Source organism: Adhaeribacter terrigena, assembly GCF_016623615.1.
Taxonomy (GTDB): domain Bacteria; phylum Bacteroidota; class Bacteroidia; order Cytophagales; family Hymenobacteraceae; genus Adhaeribacter_A; species Adhaeribacter_A terrigena.
In genome coordinates, this window is the sequence record NZ_JAEHFX010000001.1 from 890,512 (window position 1) to 907,729 (window position 17,218).

General features: G+C 45.2%; 15 protein-coding genes. 9 read left to right on the forward strand and 6 right to left on the reverse strand.

From position 1 onward, the window contains the following. Positions 1-88: 88 nt before the first annotated feature. The 3 genes from I5M27_RS03595 (at position 89) to I5M27_RS03605 (ending at position 2,476) form a co-directional block, all read left to right on the forward strand. Positions 89-1,078 carry an enolase C-terminal domain-like protein gene (locus I5M27_RS03595; protein WP_200504647.1) on the forward strand — a complete coding sequence of 330 codons (990 nt, stop codon included), beginning with the start codon at positions 89-91 and terminating at the stop codon, positions 1,076-1,078. A 205-nt stretch (positions 1,079-1,283) separates the two neighbouring features. Next, positions 1,284-1,742: a MarR family winged helix-turn-helix transcriptional regulator gene (locus tag I5M27_RS03600; protein WP_317193544.1), complete on the forward strand. Its 459-nt coding sequence runs from the start codon at positions 1,284-1,286 to the stop codon at positions 1,740-1,742. Positions 1,743-1,819: 77 nt separating this feature from the next. Further along, the gene (locus I5M27_RS03605) at positions 1,820-2,476 is read left to right on the forward strand and encodes a YceI family protein (protein ID WP_200504648.1); all 657 of its coding nucleotides are present in this window, start codon (positions 1,820-1,822) and stop codon (positions 2,474-2,476) included. A gap of 244 nt (positions 2,477-2,720) precedes the next feature. Here the strand turns inward: I5M27_RS03605 and I5M27_RS03610 are convergent, their stop codons facing one another. The 3 genes from I5M27_RS03610 to I5M27_RS03620 all read right to left on the reverse strand — a co-directional run bounded on the left by I5M27_RS03610 (position 2,721) and on the right by I5M27_RS03620 (position 6,146). Continuing rightward, positions 2,721-3,266, reverse strand: a complete 546-nt coding sequence (locus I5M27_RS03610) for a hypothetical protein (protein ID WP_200504649.1) — start codon at positions 3,264-3,266, stop codon at positions 2,721-2,723. A gap of 66 nt (positions 3,267-3,332) precedes the next feature. Then, entirely contained in the window at positions 3,333-3,659 is a 327-nt protein-coding gene (locus tag I5M27_RS03615) for a DUF6984 family protein (RefSeq protein WP_200504650.1), read from the reverse strand. 294 nt (positions 3,660-3,953) lie between these two features. Next, entirely contained in the window at positions 3,954-6,146 is a 2,193-nt protein-coding gene (locus I5M27_RS03620) for a S9 family peptidase (protein WP_200504651.1), read from the reverse strand. Between the two features lie 193 nt (positions 6,147-6,339). On the opposite strand from I5M27_RS03620, the gene I5M27_RS03625 reads away from it, so the two are divergent. The 6 genes from I5M27_RS03625 (at position 6,340) to I5M27_RS03650 (ending at position 13,296) form a co-directional block, all read left to right on the forward strand. Beyond that, positions 6,340-6,951, forward strand: coding sequence for a hypothetical protein (locus I5M27_RS03625; RefSeq protein WP_200504652.1), 612 nt, complete (start codon positions 6,340-6,342; stop codon positions 6,949-6,951). Between the two features lie 148 nt (positions 6,952-7,099). After that, positions 7,100-7,381 carry an ATP-dependent Clp protease adaptor ClpS gene (locus tag I5M27_RS03630; protein WP_200504653.1) on the forward strand — a complete coding sequence of 94 codons (282 nt, stop codon included), beginning with the start codon at positions 7,100-7,102 and terminating at the stop codon, positions 7,379-7,381. A 15-nt stretch (positions 7,382-7,396) separates the two neighbouring features. Next, positions 7,397-8,005, forward strand: a complete 609-nt coding sequence (gene recR / locus I5M27_RS03635) for a recombination mediator RecR (protein ID WP_200504654.1) — start codon at positions 7,397-7,399, stop codon at positions 8,003-8,005. Between the two features lie 378 nt (positions 8,006-8,383). Beyond that, a complete protein-coding gene (locus tag I5M27_RS03640; protein ID WP_200504655.1) occupies positions 8,384-10,336 on the forward strand; it encodes a glycosyltransferase family 2 protein in 1,953 nt (650 codons plus the stop codon). Between the two features lie 725 nt (positions 10,337-11,061). Continuing rightward, the gene (locus tag I5M27_RS03645; RefSeq protein ID WP_200504656.1) at positions 11,062-12,276 is read left to right on the forward strand and encodes a pyridoxal phosphate-dependent aminotransferase; all 1,215 of its coding nucleotides are present in this window, start codon (positions 11,062-11,064) and stop codon (positions 12,274-12,276) included. A gap of 3 nt (positions 12,277-12,279) precedes the next feature. After that, positions 12,280-13,296, forward strand: coding sequence for a bifunctional heptose 7-phosphate kinase/heptose 1-phosphate adenyltransferase (locus tag I5M27_RS03650; protein ID WP_200504841.1), 1,017 nt, complete (start codon positions 12,280-12,282; stop codon positions 13,294-13,296). A 74-nt stretch (positions 13,297-13,370) separates the two neighbouring features. On the opposite strand, the gene I5M27_RS03655 is transcribed toward I5M27_RS03650, so the two are convergent. The 3 genes from I5M27_RS03655 to I5M27_RS03665 form a co-directional block, all read right to left on the reverse strand. Further along, positions 13,371-13,823 carry a hypothetical protein gene (locus I5M27_RS03655; protein ID WP_200504657.1) on the reverse strand — a complete coding sequence of 151 codons (453 nt, stop codon included), beginning with the start codon at positions 13,821-13,823 and terminating at the stop codon, positions 13,371-13,373. 772 nt (positions 13,824-14,595) lie between these two features. After that, a complete protein-coding gene (gene hemE / locus I5M27_RS03660) occupies positions 14,596-15,633 on the reverse strand; it encodes a uroporphyrinogen decarboxylase (protein WP_200504658.1) in 1,038 nt (345 codons plus the stop codon). A gap of 795 nt (positions 15,634-16,428) precedes the next feature. Then, positions 16,429-17,049: a MarC family NAAT transporter gene (locus I5M27_RS03665; RefSeq protein ID WP_200504659.1), complete on the reverse strand. Its 621-nt coding sequence runs from the start codon at positions 17,047-17,049 to the stop codon at positions 16,429-16,431. Positions 17,050-17,218: the final 169 nt, after the last annotated feature.

Consider the following 17,218-nt stretch of genomic DNA (forward strand, 5'->3'; position numbering starts at 1 on the left):
AGCGGAAAGATTTGGCCGGAAGTTTTGATTAGGGCGGAATTTCCCTGAACTTCGGCTTCTCCTGAACGGGCTTTTAAACGAATTAAAAATGCTGAACTGGCACATAGAAGCGCTGGCGCTGGAACTGAATTACGTCTGGAAAATTGCGCGCAACACTTCAGAATCTAAAATAAATTTGTTTGTGCGCGTTTCCGACGAACACCACACCGGAATAGGGGAAGCGGCGCCTAACATTCGCTACCACGAAACGCCCGAAAACCTGATCGTGGAATTTGGCGACCTGGTGGCGGCTGGTTTAAATAAAGTGCGTTCGCTGGATGATCTTCTGGTTTTGCTGAATACCCAGAAACCGGCCAATGCGCTACGGTTTGCCGTAGAATCGGCTTACATTCATTTTATCTGCCAGCGGCTTAATTTAACCGTGCCTGATTTTCTAGGCGTGCCGGAACCGCTGCCACTGGCTACTACGTTTTCGCTGCCCATAATGGAGCCGGAAAAAATTGCCGGTTTCATTGCCCAGAATAATTTAAGCCGTTTTTCAGCTTTAAAAGTGAAAGTGAACCGGGAAACCGGGCTGGAAACAGTGCACCAGGTTACCCAAAATTTCTCCGGGCCATTATTGATAGACGCCAACGAAGCCTGGACCGAGCCGGAAACGCTATTGGTTTTCCTTGAAAAACTGCGGCCTTACAATATTATGTTCATAGAACAGCCCATGCCGGCAACGGAAGAAGACGGCTATATTTACCTGAAGAAAAAATCGCCATTCGATATTTACGCCGACGAATCGGTATTGGATCAGCCGGAATTTGAGCGCCTCAAACCGCAATTCCATGGGGTGAACATGAAACTGATGAAAGCGGGCGGGTATCTGAATGGCAAACGCATTCTGGAAGAAGCCGCAGTTTTTGGTATGAAAACAATGATCGGCTGCATGGTAGAAACCTCGCTCGGTATCTGGAGCGCTTTGCAGCTCAGCCGGTTGGCGCAAACCGCCGATCTCGACGGTTTCCTGATCGTGAAAGCAGAGCCTTTTCAGATCGTGAAAGAGGAAGCCGGCTTGCTTTATTTACGCTAGTTGGAAAAAGTGCAAAATATTTTTTAAGCCTAAAACGCTAGGGTTTTTTGCCTGAAAAGTGCTTTTGTAGTAAATGTGCCAACTTTTAACGCCGGTTCTGGTTTATTAGGGATCATTCAAAAAAAAATATTTTCAAAATTTCCGGAACTAATGTTTGTACATTTAATGTATGTACATATATTTGCAACGTAAATGCTGAAAAGACATGAAGCTTATGAGAATAGAAGACGAAATTCAGCAGAAAGCTTTTAAAAGCGAAGGCCATAAAGCCCAGATCAATATCCTTTATACGGCTAACTATCTGGGGGTGAAACAGGCAGCAGTTTTTAAACCGTTTGGCATCACGTTGCCGCAGTTTAACGTGTTGCGCATATTGCGCGGACAGCACCCTACTCCGGCTACCGTTAATTTGTTAATGGAACGCATGCTGGATAAAACGAGCAATGTTTCGCGCATTATGGATAAACTGGTAGTGAAAGGTCTGGCTACCCGCAAGCAATGCCCCAACGACCGCCGTTCGGTAGATATTTTAATTACGGATGCCGGCCTGGAATTGCTTAAGAAGATGGATGTGGCCATGGAAAAACAGGAAATTGGCCTGAATAACTTAACGGAAAAAGAAGCGCAGGAATTAAACCGCCTGCTCGATAAAATCCGGGACTGATTTTTGCCCGGCAGCTTTCCAAACAATAGAACTTGAAAAACAAATTAAAAATAAAAATAAACCCAAACACAAATAAAATGAAAAAGTTAATCTTATCAGCAGCCCTGGCTTCGGCCGTAGTTTTTGCCCCGGCGTTTACCGCTACCGCAGATAATGCAAAAGGCAAAGCTAAATCTGAAAAAGCTGTTAAAGCCGACAAAACGTTAAAAGTAAACACTGCTTCCAGCAAAATTGTATGGAACGGTAAAAAAGTTGCCGGCGAACACAGCGGTAACATTAACATTGCGAACGGTAACCTGTTGGTAGCTAAAAATAAACTGGTTGGCGGTACTTTCGACATCGACATGAACTCGATCACGGTAACCGATATCACCGATCCGGAATACAATGGCAAACTGGTTGGTCACCTGAAGAACGATGATTTCTTCGCTACCGATAAATTCCCGAAAGCTTCTTTCAAAATCACTTCTTTAGCTCCGATTAAAGGTGCCAAAGCTGGCCAGAATAACTACAATGTAACCGGCGACCTGACCATTAAAGGCATTACAAAACCAGTTACGTTCCCGGCTGACATTAAAGTAGAAGGCAACAAAGCAATTGCTAAAGGCGTGGCAACAGTAGACCGTTCTAAATACGACGTGAAATATGCTTCCAAGTCTTTCTTCGATTCTATTGGCGACAAAGCAATCGACGATAACTTCACGCTGAACTTCAACGTTGTTGCCCAGCAGTAATTAATTTGAAAATGCGAATATCCGGATAGGATCTCCAATTCCATTTTCAATTAATAGTTAAAAATCAATTACAAAAAAAGCCCCGAAGAAATTCGGGGCTTTTTGATTTTTCCTACTTTCAGATTTTAAAGATGATGAGGTTTCAGGGTTTTGATTTAGCGGTAGAAACCCGGCAATGCGTTTGAAACAAGGCGGCGCTGGTTTCTATATCGTTGTCCGATTTTTCGGGCTGAAACCCTACCGTTTATTTCACAGCCTCGAACGTTTCGGGTAAAACAAACGAAAGCGGTTTCCGGCGGCTGTGGATCGCTTCCAGGTATTCGTTTATTTCGTCTTCGTATTCCACAAAGTAATCTTCGTCCAGGTTCTTTTTGATGAGCTGGGCCGTTTTTAAAAGCAGCCGGGCGGTAGCCGTATAAAAGCTTTTGTAAAAGCTATCAAACTGACCGGTAAAATTCTGGAAAATAAGGCGCAGTAAAAACAAATGCAGATCTACTTCGCCTTTCACGTTTTTGGTTACTTTCTTGAAGCGTGCAATTTCCTTGATGCTTTTGCGGAGCGAGCGGGTTAAACTTTTGCTCAGGCTTCTTCCCGTTAAACCATACATCAGATCGTGAATTTTCTCGGAAGTTTCTTCTACGAGTTGTTCCACCGGAATATCCAGCAGCTCAAAAGCCACAATGTCATACAGCTCCGCATCGCGCCGCACGGCTTTTAAAAGAAGGGCTTCTTTTTCCTTGTCGGTCAGTTGCTTAATGGCTTTCTTAAATTCGGCGCTGGGAACGGGCATTTAAATTTGAAGATTTGAAAATGTGGAGATTTGAAAATGATCGCAAAGTTAAACCAGAAACCTGGTTTATTTGAATTCGGGTAATTGCCGGATAGGGGAGAAGTTCACCTTCCAGAAATCGAGCTCGTACAGGTCGCCAAAATTATCGATTCGCAGGGAAACCGTGATGGGAACTTTGTCTACGTCGTGGCCAATTTGGGCCGCAATTTCTTTGCCCAGTCTTCGCTCCGGCGAATTGCTGCCGGCAAACCGCAAACTTCCCATACCGCCGTCCGGCAATTCTTCTACCTGCACGGTTCGCAACTGCGGCAGTAATTTTTTTGCTTCCGGTTTATCGTGGAGCAATTTCTCGATCAGTTTTATTTCTTCCGGTTTTAGCTGCCGCTTTTCCATAATTACGTTTTTAGAAATGTGCTCATGCATACGCACTTTATGGATTGTAAGATTTTAATTCCATAATTTAAGAAAACTTTGTCCGGTAATTCCCGCCGAAATCTGGATAACTCGAAAATTTAGCGCAACTGTCCGAAAACCATATAACGCCTGCATCAGAAAATGGCTTTATAAATCTCCTCGATTGGTTCCCGCAACGACCTGAAAACGGTATGGTAAATGCAAAAAAAAGTAGCGCAGAAATTATTCTGCGCTACTTATAAAATTCATTGTCTTCTGCTTTTTCTTTCGGAATTAATTCACCGCCGGAGCAGTATTCAGCAGGAAATCGTCGAAATACTGCGTTACTTTATTCATTAAATGCACGCGGTCTTTGCCCAGCACGTTGTGCGGGTGGCCCGGGTACATAAAATAATCGATCTGCTTGCCGGCATCTACCGCTTTCTTGGTGTACGTCATGCTGTGCTGCCAAACTACCACGTCATCGATCGTACCATGAATCATCAGTAAGCGGCCTTTCAGGTTTGGGATGTATTGGTAAAGCGTATTGGCTTTATAGCCTTCCGGGTTTTCCTGCGGCGTATCCATGTAGCGTTCGGTGTACATTACTTCGTACAAATTCCAGTCGATAACCGGACCGCCGGCCACGCCTACTTTAAACGCATCCGGGGTGCGGGTCATTAAAGAAGTTGTCATGAAACCGCCGTAGCTCCAGCCGTGAATACCTACGCGGTTCGCATCTACAAATGGCTGACTTTTCAGATGGTTGGTGCCGGCAATTACGTCCTGCATTTCCAGGGTACCCAGCTGACGATGAACCGCCGATTCAAATGCAAAACCTCTGCCCGCGGAGCCGCGCGTATCTACCGTAAAAACCACGTAGCCTTTTTGCGCCATCAGTTGCATCCACAAATTCGAGCCGCCCAGCCAGCTTTCAGTAATTAACTGCGCATGCGGACCGCCGTAAATGTAAACCACCGCCGGATATTTTTTATTCTTGTCGAAGTTCGGCGGCGTGATCATGCGGCAATACAGATCCGTTCCGTCTTCAGCTTTGATCGGGAATAATTTGGTTTCGCCTAAGGCAAATTCTTTCAGCGGATTTGGAGCTACCAGCAACGTATTCGCTACTTTGGCATCGGTACCAATTACGCGAACCGTGCGGGGCACCATCGTGCTGCTGTAGTTGTCGATGATGAAATTTCCGTTCGGGCTTAAAACAGCGTTATGCGTGCCGGAACCCTGCGAAATACGTTCAATGGCGCCGGAGTTTACATTGGCTGCATACACGTGACGCTCCAGCGGACTTTCGGCGGTGCTGCGGTAAATTACGCGGCCGCCTTTATCGAAGCCCAGCACATCGGTTACCATCCAGTTGCCTTTGGTTACCTGACGAATTAACTGGCCGTTCGTATCGTAGAGGTACAAGTGATTAAAACCATCGCGCTCGCTTAACCACAGGAATTTTCCGGCATCTTTGGGCAGGAAGTACAGGCCGTTTTCCGGCTCCACATATTTCTCGTTTTTCTCTTCGAACAGGGTTTTTACAAAATTACCGGAAGCAGCATCGTACTGATTCAGTTTCATGTGGTTTTGCTCCCGGTTCACTACCGCAATGTAGATCGATTTTTCGTCCGGGCTCCAGGTAACGTTGGTCAGGTATTGTTCCAATGGTTCGCCGGTTTTCAGGAAAACTGTCTGCTTGGAATTCAGGTTGTAAACGCCAATGGTTGCGTGGTGGCTTTTGCCGCCAGCCATCGGGTATTTGATATTGCGCACGGTAGCCGGCATGTTGTTGATCTCCAGGATCGGGTAATCGGTTACCATGGTTTGGTCCATGCGGGCAAAAGCCAGGGAGTTTCCGCTCGGCGACCAGAACGTACCTTTGGTAATGCCGAATTCGGAACGGTGGTAGGTTTGCCCGTTTACAATATTCAGCATCGTTTCCTGCGTAACCGCTACATCCGGCGCGCCTTTCTGCGAAATATACAGGTTATTGGCTTTGGTATAGGCTATTTTTTGCTTCGTCGGGTCCAGTTCGCCGTTTTCGGCTTCATCGGCAATGCTGGTAACCAGGCTGGCTGCCTTTTTCTTTACATCGAAATTATACAGCTTGCCTTTAACCGTTACCACAAAGTTGTTTTTGTCGCGCCACTGGATCTGCGGGAAACCGGCTTGTTTTTCGGCGCCGGCTTTTACCATTGCATCGCTGAAATCGTCAAGTTTCAGGATATCGTTTTCTTTCTTTTTACCGGCGGTACCGCGTACCAGTTTGTCTTTTTTGTCGTCGGCTTTCAGGTAAGCGTAATCGTCGGTATTCGGGATCCAGCCCAGTTGTTTCAGGTTGGCCGGCACCAATGCCCGGTTCAGATGGGCGTCTTCCATGGTGAGCATTTTGTTCTGCGCGGCCAGCGGCTGCACATACAACCAGGTGCTCAGTACCAGCAATAACGCCGTTAAACGACGTTTTTTTAACGAATAAAGCATTTTCAAAGAGTTTTAATTTAAAAACGGTAGGGTTTGGAGCCAAAAAAGTCGGCCGCCGCCCATTGGGTAAAGATACGAAGTTTTGAATTAAGGATTTAGTGTTCGGGATGTGCGGATTCGGGCGAAGTTTTGGATTAAATTTGTTAATTGCATTAGAGTTTAACGAAGATTTTGCTAATTATTAGAAATTATTGTGATGGTACTTATAATCTTTAATATATTCTCGATCATTTTGTCATTAAGGGTTGAAGATAATGGAGGGAAGCCAATTGAAACTATTGTTAAAGATGTAAATCAAGATGGTATTATTGACACAATTTATCTGAAAGATAAACCAGAAGATCCTGGGCTTTTTACAACTATAGAAATTAAGATTACAGGTAGGGGAGTTTACAGGTTTAAAGCTCGAGATGCATGGGATAAAGTTGATGGGAGCTTTTTGCTAAATCATAAAAATCAGATTAACTCGCCAAATGCTTTTTTAACCCAAAACTCCAAAGATGTATTTATTCTATTATTTGGATTTACTTATGGCTCAAGTAGAGATGAATTTTCTATAATTAAAGTTAGCGGTGATAAAGCAACGATGATTCTCGATAGAGATTTAGAAAAGATTGTAGCATTTAAAGATATTAATAATGATGGAAGAATGGAATTGGTTTGCTACAACGAAGTCGATAGAATTGAAAGTTTTGATAAACAATTAAAAGCGAAAGGCGGGTTTTATGTTTTTACAATAGGTGAATCTGCAACTTTTAATCCGCATCTTTCAGATTCCTATAATTTGAAAAATAAACGTAAGTAAGAGCAATTTCTGATAAAATTCCTTAAAATAAACCGCTCCCAAAAGGAATTCTCACCCGCTTGGGTTTGTTCTAAAAAGCCGGCCAGGGTGGCGTGGTGGCGGACGATTTGCCTTGTAAAAGTCCGTAGTTTTTTCGTAATTTTGTAAGATGAACACAGCTACCGAAATCCAATACGAAGACGATGTTTTACTCCTCGAAGAAACTACCGATGTGCGTAACCTCGTGGTTTACAACGACGACGTAAATACCTTCGATCACGTGATCGAAACCCTGATTGATGTATGCAATCATACTTCCGAGCAGGCCGAGCAGTGCACGCTACTCATTCATTACAAAGGTAAATGCGTGGTAAAAATGGGCGAGTTCGAAGCGTTAGCCGGCATGTGCACTGCCATTCACGACCGTGGCATTTCGGCCGATGTTGTTTAATTTTTATTCTGCTAAGTGAATTATCCTTCCAAGTTAATAGAAAATGCGGTTGAAGAGCTGGCCAAACTCCCGGGTATCGGGCGTAAAACGGCTTTGCGACTAGCCTTGCATTTGCTCAAAACCGAAACTGAACAAACCGTAGGTATGGCCGATGCGCTGCTGAAAATGCGGACCCTGATCACCTATTGCAAAACCTGCCACAACATTTCCGATTCGGAAACCTGCAGTATTTGCGCCAACCCCGGCCGCGACCACAGCCTCGTGTGCGTGGTTTCGGATATCCGCGACGTGATGGCCATTGAAAATACCTCGCAGTTCAAAGGGGTTTATCACGTGCTGGGCGGCGTTATTTCCCCCATCGAAGGCATCGGCCCAAGCGATCTGACCATAAATTCGTTGCTGGAGCGCATTCCGAATTCTGAAATCAGAGAAATTATCCTGGCGCTCAGCCCCACCATTGAGGGCGATACGACTTCGTTCTACATTACCCGCAAACTCAAAGATTTCAACCTGAAAATTACGAGCATTGCCCGCGGGGTGCCGGTGGGTGGTGAGTTGGAGTATATTGATGAAATTACGCTTGGCCGTAGTATTGTAGAACGTAGCAATTACGGGCGGGCTTAATTGTCTGAATTTGGATTTATCAGATTATTGAATTTTAGGATTTTTGGGTTTTTTCGTTTAAAACCATACCGTTTTTATATCTTTGAAAGCTGCCCCGCAAAGGCAGCTTTTAGTTTTTTAGGTGAAATGGATATCGTTTTTTTAGTTTTCGCGCTCTAAATTATTGCGTCATCTCGACGTCAGGAGAGATCTCCGGAGGAAGGTAGTAAAGCCAGAATAAAGGGTAGTACAAACTGGTTGTGATCTCTCCTGACGTCGAGATGACATAACGGACTTTTTCTGCTCAAAACCCTAGCATTTTTCAACTCCTTACAATCCCATTACCAAACCCTCAGAAAAAATCTCCATATTTGCTTCTTTGATTCTCCGAATTCCCGTTTGAAAAAGCTTGCCGTAATAATTGTTAACTACAACGTGTGCTACTTCCTGGAGCAGGCGCTGCTTTCCGTGCGTAAAGCGGTGCAGCATCTGGATGCGGAAGTATGGGTTGTCGATAATAATTCGGTAGATGGTTCGGTGGAAATGGTGCGGGAGAAATTCCCGGAGGTGAAGCTGATCGCCAATAAGGTGAATACCGGTTTCAGTAAAGCCAACAACCAGGCCATCCGGGAAAGCAATGCCGAATATGTGCTGCTGCTTAACCCCGATACGGTGGTGGAGGAAGATACTTTTGTGAAGGTGTGCCGCTTTATGGACGAACACCCGGAAGCCGGCGGTCTGGGCGTGAAGATGCTCGATGGCAAAGGAGAGTTTTTGCCGGAAAGCAAGCGCGGATTGCCTACGCCATGGGTGGCTTTTTACAAAATTTTCGGGCTTTCGAAATTATTTCCAAAATCGAAACGCTTTGGGCGTTACCATTTAGGCTACCTCGATAACGATAAAATTCACGAAGTTGATGTTTTAAGCGGGGCGTTCATGCTCATGCGAAAAACCACGCTCGATAAAGTCGGTTTGCTGGATGAAGATTATTTTATGTACGGCGAAGACATCGATCTTTCTTACCGGATCACGCAGGGCGGCTACAAGAACTATTATTTTCCGGAAACGCGCATCATTCATTACAAAGGCGAAAGTACCAAGCGCACCAGCGTGAACTACGTGTTCGTGTTTTACCGCGCCATGATCATTTTCGCCAAAAAGCATTTCAGCAGCGGCAACGCGGGTGTTTTTTCGTTCCTGATAAACCTGGCCATTTATTTGCGTGCCGGGGCGGCCATTGCTATGCGTTTTTTCAAGGCAGCGCTACCGGTTTTGCTCGATGCGGTGATCATATTTGTGGGCATGTTTTTCCTGAAAAATTACTGGGAAAATAACCACAAATGGGTGCCTACGGATTATCCGCCGCAATTTATGCTGGTGGCCGTGCCGGCTTATATATTTATCTGGCTGCTTTCGGCGTTTTTCAGCGGCGCCTACGATAAACCTTTTCGGGCCTCTAAAGCTGTAAGGGGCATTTTTATCGGTACTATTTTAATCGCCGCTATTTCCAATTTCTTCGATGCCTACCGGTTTTCCAAAGCCTTAATTGTATTGGGCGGCGTTTGGGCGGTTACTGCCTTTGCCGGACGAAGATTGCTGATGCATTTTCTGAAATATAAGAATTTCCGGATGGGGGAGGCGCAGCAGAAACGCATTGCCATTGTGGGTTCGGAAGCCGAAAGCCGGCGCGTGATCGGTTTGCTGAAGGTGGCGCACGTTGACGCTACAATTTTAGGCTTTATTTCCGATGATAAAGCGGAACGCAGTGCCGGCGATTTTTTAGGTGATCTGGGCCAGCTAAGCGAGATCATTCAGATCTATGGCGTAAATGAGCTGATCTTTTGCGGCAAAAGCCTGGGAACGAGCGAAATAATTGGCCTGATGGCGCAGATCCCAAACAAGGAAATTGAGTTCAAGATCTTGCCGGAAGCCAGCGAATACATTATCGGCAGCAGCTCCAAAACCAGTCAGGGCGATTATTATACCCTGCAAATTGACCTGAACTTAGATAAAAAAACGAACCGGCGCACGAAGCGCTTACTGGAGTTTTTCCTGAGTTTCGGTTTTATAGTTTTGAGTCCGGTTTTGCTACCGTTTGTGGAAAAGAAAGGCGGTTTTCTGCGGAATTGTTTGGTTGTGCTTTTTGGAAATAAGCAGTGGGTTGGGTTAAAACATACTGCCAAAGATGTGCTTCAAACACGGAAGATCGTACTTTCGCCGGCGGATCGGTTTAAAGAAAATGCATTGGATGAAGCAACCATTGAACGGCTGGAAGTGCTTTATGCGAAAGAATATACGCCGATGCTTGATCTGGAGATTATTTTTAAGGCGTTCCGGAAGTTAGGGGACTGATTTTTTGCTTTTTGGGTGGAAAGCAGGGCGTTTTTCTTGGTCATCTCGAGGCTAGGAGAGATCTCTTCGGGTTGGATAATGTAAGCTATTGACTTTTTAGCTTCAAAAGGATAGCGTTTTTCATAGTTTACATACTGCCTTTGAGCAGATAGCTTTTCTATTTCATAGTTTACTTCTGTGTTCTTTTTGTCCCCAAAAGGGTTCGGGATGTTCCACTTGACACAAAAAGAACCAACGAAAATCATGCGGCGCGTCCCGAAGCATTTCGGGGCAAAGCGCAAACTTCCCGCAAGCCTGCGGGACAGGCGCTGACCGCTTAAACAACGCTTTGACATTGGCTACCGTGATACTTTTCCTGCATTTCATAGTAAACTGAACAGTGCCTGGATAGTGAACTTTTCTGCTCTTGCAGGCACCAAAATTTGCTGCCGCAAGCGCAAAATATGCTGGTAGTTCTTCGCTTTCGTTGATCGTACTCCGCTGCGCGTTCGAGTGCTAGTTTCTAAAGACGGAATTCTGAAAATTCTAAAACTCTTCAAATCCTAATTCAGACAAAAAATCAAATAAATCATCGTTCAGAAAATCTTGACAATCCTTTAATTCTGAAAATCCTGATTCAGACTTTATTGTCGTCTGCTTTGGCTGACGGCGCAGTTTTTTCCGTTTTAAAACAGTTTTTAACGAAAATATTGTTTATTTTTGGCTCCCTTAAACCTACTTGAACTATGCAGTTAACAGAAACTGTAAGCGGCGTTTTGTCCGACCGTATTATTTCCCTTTCCGAATCGCAGACCATTGCCATGGCTAAAAAAGCACGTGAGCTGGTAGCGCAAGGCCGAGATGTAATAAATCTGAGCTTCGGCGAACCCGATTTTCAAACGCCGCAATATATTAAAGATGCTGCTAAACAGGCTATCGACGATGGTTTTACGTTTTATACGCCCGTGGCCGGTTACCCGGAACTGCGGCAGGCCATTGCTGATAAACTGAAGCGCGATAATAACCTTGACTACAAACCCGAGAATATTGTGGTTTCTACCGGCGCCAAGCAAGCCATTGCCAATGCGGTAATGTGCCTGGTGAACCCGGGCGACGAAGTGCTGATCTTTTCGCCGTACTGGGTGAGCTACGAAGAAATTGTAAAGCTGGCCGAAGGCATTCCGGTGCAGGTGGTTGGCAAGATCGAGCACAATTATAAAGTTACTGCGCAGCAGCTCGAAGATGCAATCACTTCCAATACCAAGGTAGTCATGTATTCTTCGCCATGTAACCCTACCGGTTCGGTTTTCACCAAAGAAGAGCTCGAAGCTTTTGCCCGCATCCTGGAGAAACATCCGCAGGTGCACGTAATTGCCGATGAGATTTACGAATACATCAACTTTGGCGGACAGCATTTCAGCATGGCCGGGTTCGATTTTATAAAAGACCGCGTAATTACCATTAACGGATTCTCCAAAGGCTATGCCATGACCGGATGGCGCGTGGGTTATTTAGCGGCCACCAAAGAAATTGCCGATGCCTGCGATAAGATGCAAAGCCAGATCACTTCCGGAACCTGTTCTATTGCCCAGAAAGCGGCCGTTGGGGCGCTGCGGGGCGGCCGGGAATCGGCAGAAATGATGACGGAAGCTTATAAACGCCGCCGTGACCTGGTGCTGGATCTGATGAAAGAAATTCCGGGCATTAAAACGTACGTGCCGGAAGGCGCTTTTTATATTTTTCCGGATGTAAGCGCGTTTTTCGGAAAGTCCTGCGAAGGCTACCAGATCAACGATTCAATGGATCTGAGCATGTTTTTACTGAACGATGCGAGCGTGGCCCTGGTAAGCGGCGATGCTTTTGGGGCGCCGCAGTGCATTCGTTTCTCGTTTGCCGCTTCCGATGAAAAACTGACCGAGGCACTGAGCCGCATTAAAGCCAGCCTCGCTAAATTAGCTTAATTTATTGCTTTGAACAGTCTGAAAGAACTTTTCGATTCCTTCGATGAGCTTACCGCGCTGATCGTGGGTGATGTAATGATCGATTCGTATTTGTGGGGAAAATCGTCGCGGCTTTCGCCCGAGGCGCCGGTGCCGATCGTGAACGTGGTGAAAACCGAAAAGCGGTTGGGCGGGGCTGCCAACGTAGCGCTGAATGTGCAGGCTTTGGGCGCCACGCCTCTTCTATGCTCGGTGATAGGCGATGATATGGAAGGGGCCGATTTTGAACGGTTGCTCGAAGAAAAACAACTCTCGCTGGAAGGCATTGTAAAAAGCGTGGAACGGGTAACTACCACCAAACAGCGGATCATTGCCGGGAACCAGCAGCTGTTGCGTATCGATTCGGAGCACGAAACTGACTTAACTGAATTTGAAGAGCGCCACTTGCTGGAACGCTATGAAAAACTGCTCGGAAAGTGCGATGTGGTTATTTTCGAGGATTATGACAAAGGCGTTCTGACGGAAAGAATAATTGACAAACTCATTGCCCGGGCGAGGGAAAAAAATATTCCGACGGTAGTTGACCCTAAGAAGAAAAATTTTCTGAGTTATGTGGGCGTGAGCCTTTTCAAGCCGAATCTGAAAGAACTGAAGGAAGGGTTGAAAGTGGAATTTGCCGATGCCAACCTGGAAGCTTTTGAACATGCCGCTGAAACGTTGCAGCAGAAACTACAGGCGGGTAACATTTTAATTACCCTTTCTGAGCGCGGCGTATTTTGTACCGATGGCGAAACCAAAACCTACATCGATGCGCACATGCGTTCAATTTCCGATGTTTCAGGAGCTGGTGATACCGTGGTAAGCATTGCGGCTTTGTGCCTGGCGCGCCAAATGCCTTTGCCGTTGCTGGCCGGCCTGGCAAATTTAGGCGGAGGATTGGTTTGTGAGCAGGTGGGAGTAGTTCCCATAGACAAAGGAAGACTTTACGAAGAAGCCCGCGAATTCAATTTGTTTGAAGAACTTTCAGAAATCAGAAATTAGCAGTCACGTTACTTTTGCAGCTAAAAACAATAGCGTTTCGAGATACTTTTAAGTTAATCGGAACGCTATTGTTTTTAAACGGCCAGGATCCAGCGTTCTGCATTTTCAATATTATCGAATACAATGGCAATGGTATCGGTTACGGAACGGCTAAGCACCGAATCTGCGGAAAACCGGCTGATGGATTCTTCGGAATAAATCCAGGCTACATGATGCACACCCAGAGCATTCATACGCGGGGCAAAATTTGTGATGATCCATTCTACTGATTCCGTAAAAAGACCTTCAACTTTAGCTACGTCGTTTATTATTTTGGAAATGTTGTATTGCTTCACATATACCAATATCTGTTCACTTCCCACTTTAATCTGTTCTTTGGAGGGCAGCCCATTCCACACCAATTTTAAAAAGTTGCCTTCTGCAGAATAAAAGATCTTCATGTAATCTTGTTGCCAAAGCAAGTCATATTTAATACCGTTCGGGAAATGCATAGGTTGGTTAGTAGCAGTAGTAGTAGATGCGGGCATGGCTTAAATAATTTGTATCGAATTTAAGAACAAAAAACGCGCAGATATCTGATTTAAGTTTAGAATTACGAATAATTATGGTAAGAAGCAGTTTTTTGCAGGTTAACTTCACATAGCACAGGTTACCCGAGTAAATGCCAGTATTATACTGCAATTTAGTGATTTCAACACCTGCTCTGGATGGTAAGTGATTTGTTATTGTATTGCTGTAGATTTAAAATAACTAAAGTCGCGTTTGTGGTTTAACGGTTTTTAAGTTTGTAATGTCAACTTTAAAGCAATACTGTTAAAAATTGTAGTCAATTAATTCCGCAAGTTTGCATTAAGAACACATGCCAGCCATTCGGATCTTCGAAGGTAAGACTTGGCTAATCGGTAAGAACTTTGCGGAGCAACCGGGCAATGACCTGGTTTTTAAGCGGTTTTAGATAATGTAAATAGTCAGTGATGCACCATACCAGAAAGTTATCTTCGGAAGGGGCAGGGTGTGGGTTTCCGGTTTCATGCGTAATAAACCCGAGGTGGTACAAAGAATCTGGTAAAACTTAATATAACGCATTCTTGTGCGCTTCAAAAACCACCGAGTAATTCTAAACAATCCTCTGGCATAAAACGCTACAGCTTTCTCTGCTGATCAGCGAGTTTTACTATGCGGACATGCAGTACCGGTCAGTTTTTATACTCAGTGGGTTTACCATGAAAATGCCATGGAAACGGGGTAAAAAAGTGAAGGCCGGCTTTTTATAAACCAGCCTTCTATTGTAACTAAAGCTTAACGCATTTGGGCGCTGAATTCTTTTACCGCATCTATGTAGCAACGTACATGGTCGGGGTTGGTATCCGGGTAAACGCCATGGCCGAGATTGGCAATGTGGCGGTCAGGACCAAAAGCTTCCAGCATCTTTTTCGTTTCTTTCCGGATGGTAGCAAAATCGCTGTACAACGCGCACGGATCTAGATTTCCCTGCAGGGTTTTGTTTGGACCAACTAATTTGCGGCTTTCGGCAATGTTCATGTTCCAGTCTAAACCTATAACCGAGCAATTCAGTTTGCCGAAATCTTCCAGCGCAAAAAAAGCACCTTTGGCAAAAACGGTTACGGGCACATCCGGTAAGGCGTCACAGATCTGCTTGATGTATTTATAGGAAAATTCCTGGTAATGTGCCGGGGGCAAAATACCGGCCCAGGAATCGAAGATCTGAATTAAATTAGCTCCGGCCGTAACCTGTGCCTGCAGATAGGCAATGGTGGTATTGGTAATTTTCTGCAGCAGCTTGTGGGCCATTGCCGGTTCTGTATAAAGCATTTTCCGGGCCTGCGAAAACGTTTTAGAACCGCTGCCTTCTATCATGTACGCCAGAATGGTAAAGGGAGCACCAGCAAAACCGATGAGAGGTACGCGGCCGTTCAGGGCTTTTTTGGTGATTTTTATCGCATCGAGCACGTAACCCAAATGTTCTTCCGGATCGGCTACCAGCAACTGGTCAATATCCTTTTCAGTCTTCACTGTTTTCGGGAAGATCGGTCCGCGGCTTTCTACCATTTCGTAGGTCAGGCCCATGGCTTCGGGCACAACTAAAATATCGGAGAAAATAATGGCAGCATCCACTCCCAGCAGATCTACCGGCTGAATCGTAACTTCAGCCGCAAATTCCGGAGTTTCTACCAGTTCTTTAAAGCCGCTTAAAGAGGCGCGAACGGCGCGGTATTCAGGTAAAATACGGCCGGCCTGGCGCATCAGCCAAACAGGAGTTCTTTCAGTTTTTTCGCCGCGGGCAGCCCGCAGAAACAGGTCGTTCTTCAATTGCATGGCGCAAAGATACTTTTTATTGTTTAATGAGGGAAAGTCTGAAGACGGGAAATATTGTTTTGGGTTTTGTGATTTAGATCATTGATTTTGTTAGGGTGGTGTATTTTAAAGTTTGAAAGGGGGTTAGTAGGTTTTTAGCAGTTTTTCAGCTGAAAAGTATACCGTTTTTCATAGCTAGCTTTCTACCTTTTATCATTAGCTGAATTAGCTTTTAACTTACTTCTTTGTTCTTTTTGTCCCCGAAAGGGTCCGGGATGTTCCACTTGAAATAAAAAGAACCAACGAAAATCAAGTGGCACCTCCCGAAGCATTTCAGGAGCAAGCGCAAACTCGCTGACCACTCAAACAGTGCGCTTGACATTGGCCACCGTGATACATTTGCTACCCTGTAGAGAATTGACCAGTGCCTGGATAGTAAGCCTCTCTGCTCTGGCAAGCGGCCTAATTTGCTACTGTAAGCGCAAATTCTGCTGGTAGTTCTTCGCTTCTCGTTGATCGTACTTCGCTCTCGCGTTCGAAGGGAAGTTTTTAAAAGATTGAATTTTGGAAATTCTAAAATTGGCTACGCCGAACTTCGTTTCTGTAAATCCTGATTCAGAAAAAAATCCTTTAATCCTCTAATCCAATAAATCCCAATTGGCTTCGCCGAACTACGTTTCAGACAAATAATCCTGCTCATCCCATAAATCCCTGAAATCGTGTTCAGACTTTCATTGCCATGATGGTATGCATCCCGATCAAAATTCTCCCCTGAATTAGGGGAGGATTTAGGTGGGGTAATTCTGATCCTGGCAATTACATTTTCAGGAGCTCAATAATGGATGAAACAATAAAATTAACCCCGATTGCCAGCACGATGAAACCCATGATCTTGGAAAGTGCTTCGAGACCGGCGCGGCCCATAAAGCGCATCAGGCTGCTGGAAAAATACAGAATGGCGTAACTTAAGAGGGCAACCAGGGCAATTCCGGAAATGATCAGTATAAAATCGAGGGTGTGCAGATTGGGCTTGAACATGCTGATGCTCACGGCTATGGCGCCGGGGCCGGAAAGCATGGGCATAGCCAGCGGCGCAAAGGAAATATCGTTGCGCTGCAGGCTGTCGGCTACCGAAGTTTTAGAAATCTTGCGGCCCCCGCCGGTTTTGGAGTTTAGCAGATCGAAACCCGCTTTCATGATCATCAGGCCGCCGGCAATCCGTAGGTCATGAATGCGGACGCCGAAGAAATTGAGAACATACTGACCAATAAAAAAGAAAACCACCAGAATGCCAAGCATATATAAACAGGCGTTCCGGGCTTGCTGGTTGCGGCGTTCGGGCGTATCGTCGTGCGTTAAAGTCAGGAAAACCGGCATGGCTCCAAACGGATTCACCACCGAAAACAAAGCCGAAAACGTGGCCAGAAACAATTCCATAGGCATTTATTTGAAGTAAAGATAGGAAGCTTACATTACGCCGGCGTTTCGCAAACGTTAACTTACCACAATGTTTTAAATTGAATTTTTATGCCAAAACTCCTTTATGTCGGCATTTTTGAAAGAGCAGCATTTACCTGAAATATTAAATTGCAGAACCTGAATATAG

Coding starts and splice junctions, on each gene's coding strand:
- I5M27_RS03595 (WP_200504647.1), top strand. CDS start 89: ATGCTGAACTGGCACATAGAAGCGCTGGCGCTGGAACTGAATTACGTC.
- I5M27_RS03630 (WP_200504653.1), top strand. CDS start 7,100: ATGAACACAGCTACCGAAATCCAATACGAAGACGATGTTTTACTCCTC.
- I5M27_RS03610 (WP_200504649.1), bottom strand. CDS start 3,266: ATGCCCGTTCCCAGCGCCGAATTTAAGAAAGCCATTAAGCAACTGACC.
- I5M27_RS03665 (WP_200504659.1), bottom strand. CDS start 17,049: ATGGAATTGTTTCTGGCCACGTTTTCGGCTTTGTTTTCGGTGGTGAAT.
- I5M27_RS03600 (WP_317193544.1), top strand. CDS start 1,284: ATGAAGCTTATGAGAATAGAAGACGAAATTCAGCAGAAAGCTTTTAAA.
- I5M27_RS03605 (WP_200504648.1), top strand. CDS start 1,820: ATGAAAAAGTTAATCTTATCAGCAGCCCTGGCTTCGGCCGTAGTTTTT.
- I5M27_RS03620 (WP_200504651.1), bottom strand. CDS start 6,146: ATGCTTTATTCGTTAAAAAAACGTCGTTTAACGGCGTTATTGCTGGTA.
- I5M27_RS03655 (WP_200504657.1), bottom strand. CDS start 13,823: ATGCCCGCATCTACTACTACTGCTACTAACCAACCTATGCATTTCCCG.
- I5M27_RS03615 (WP_200504650.1), bottom strand. CDS start 3,659: ATGGAAAAGCGGCAGCTAAAACCGGAAGAAATAAAACTGATCGAGAAA.
- I5M27_RS03645 (WP_200504656.1), top strand. CDS start 11,062: ATGCAGTTAACAGAAACTGTAAGCGGCGTTTTGTCCGACCGTATTATT.
- hemE (WP_200504658.1), bottom strand. CDS start 15,633: ATGCAATTGAAGAACGACCTGTTTCTGCGGGCTGCCCGCGGCGAAAAA.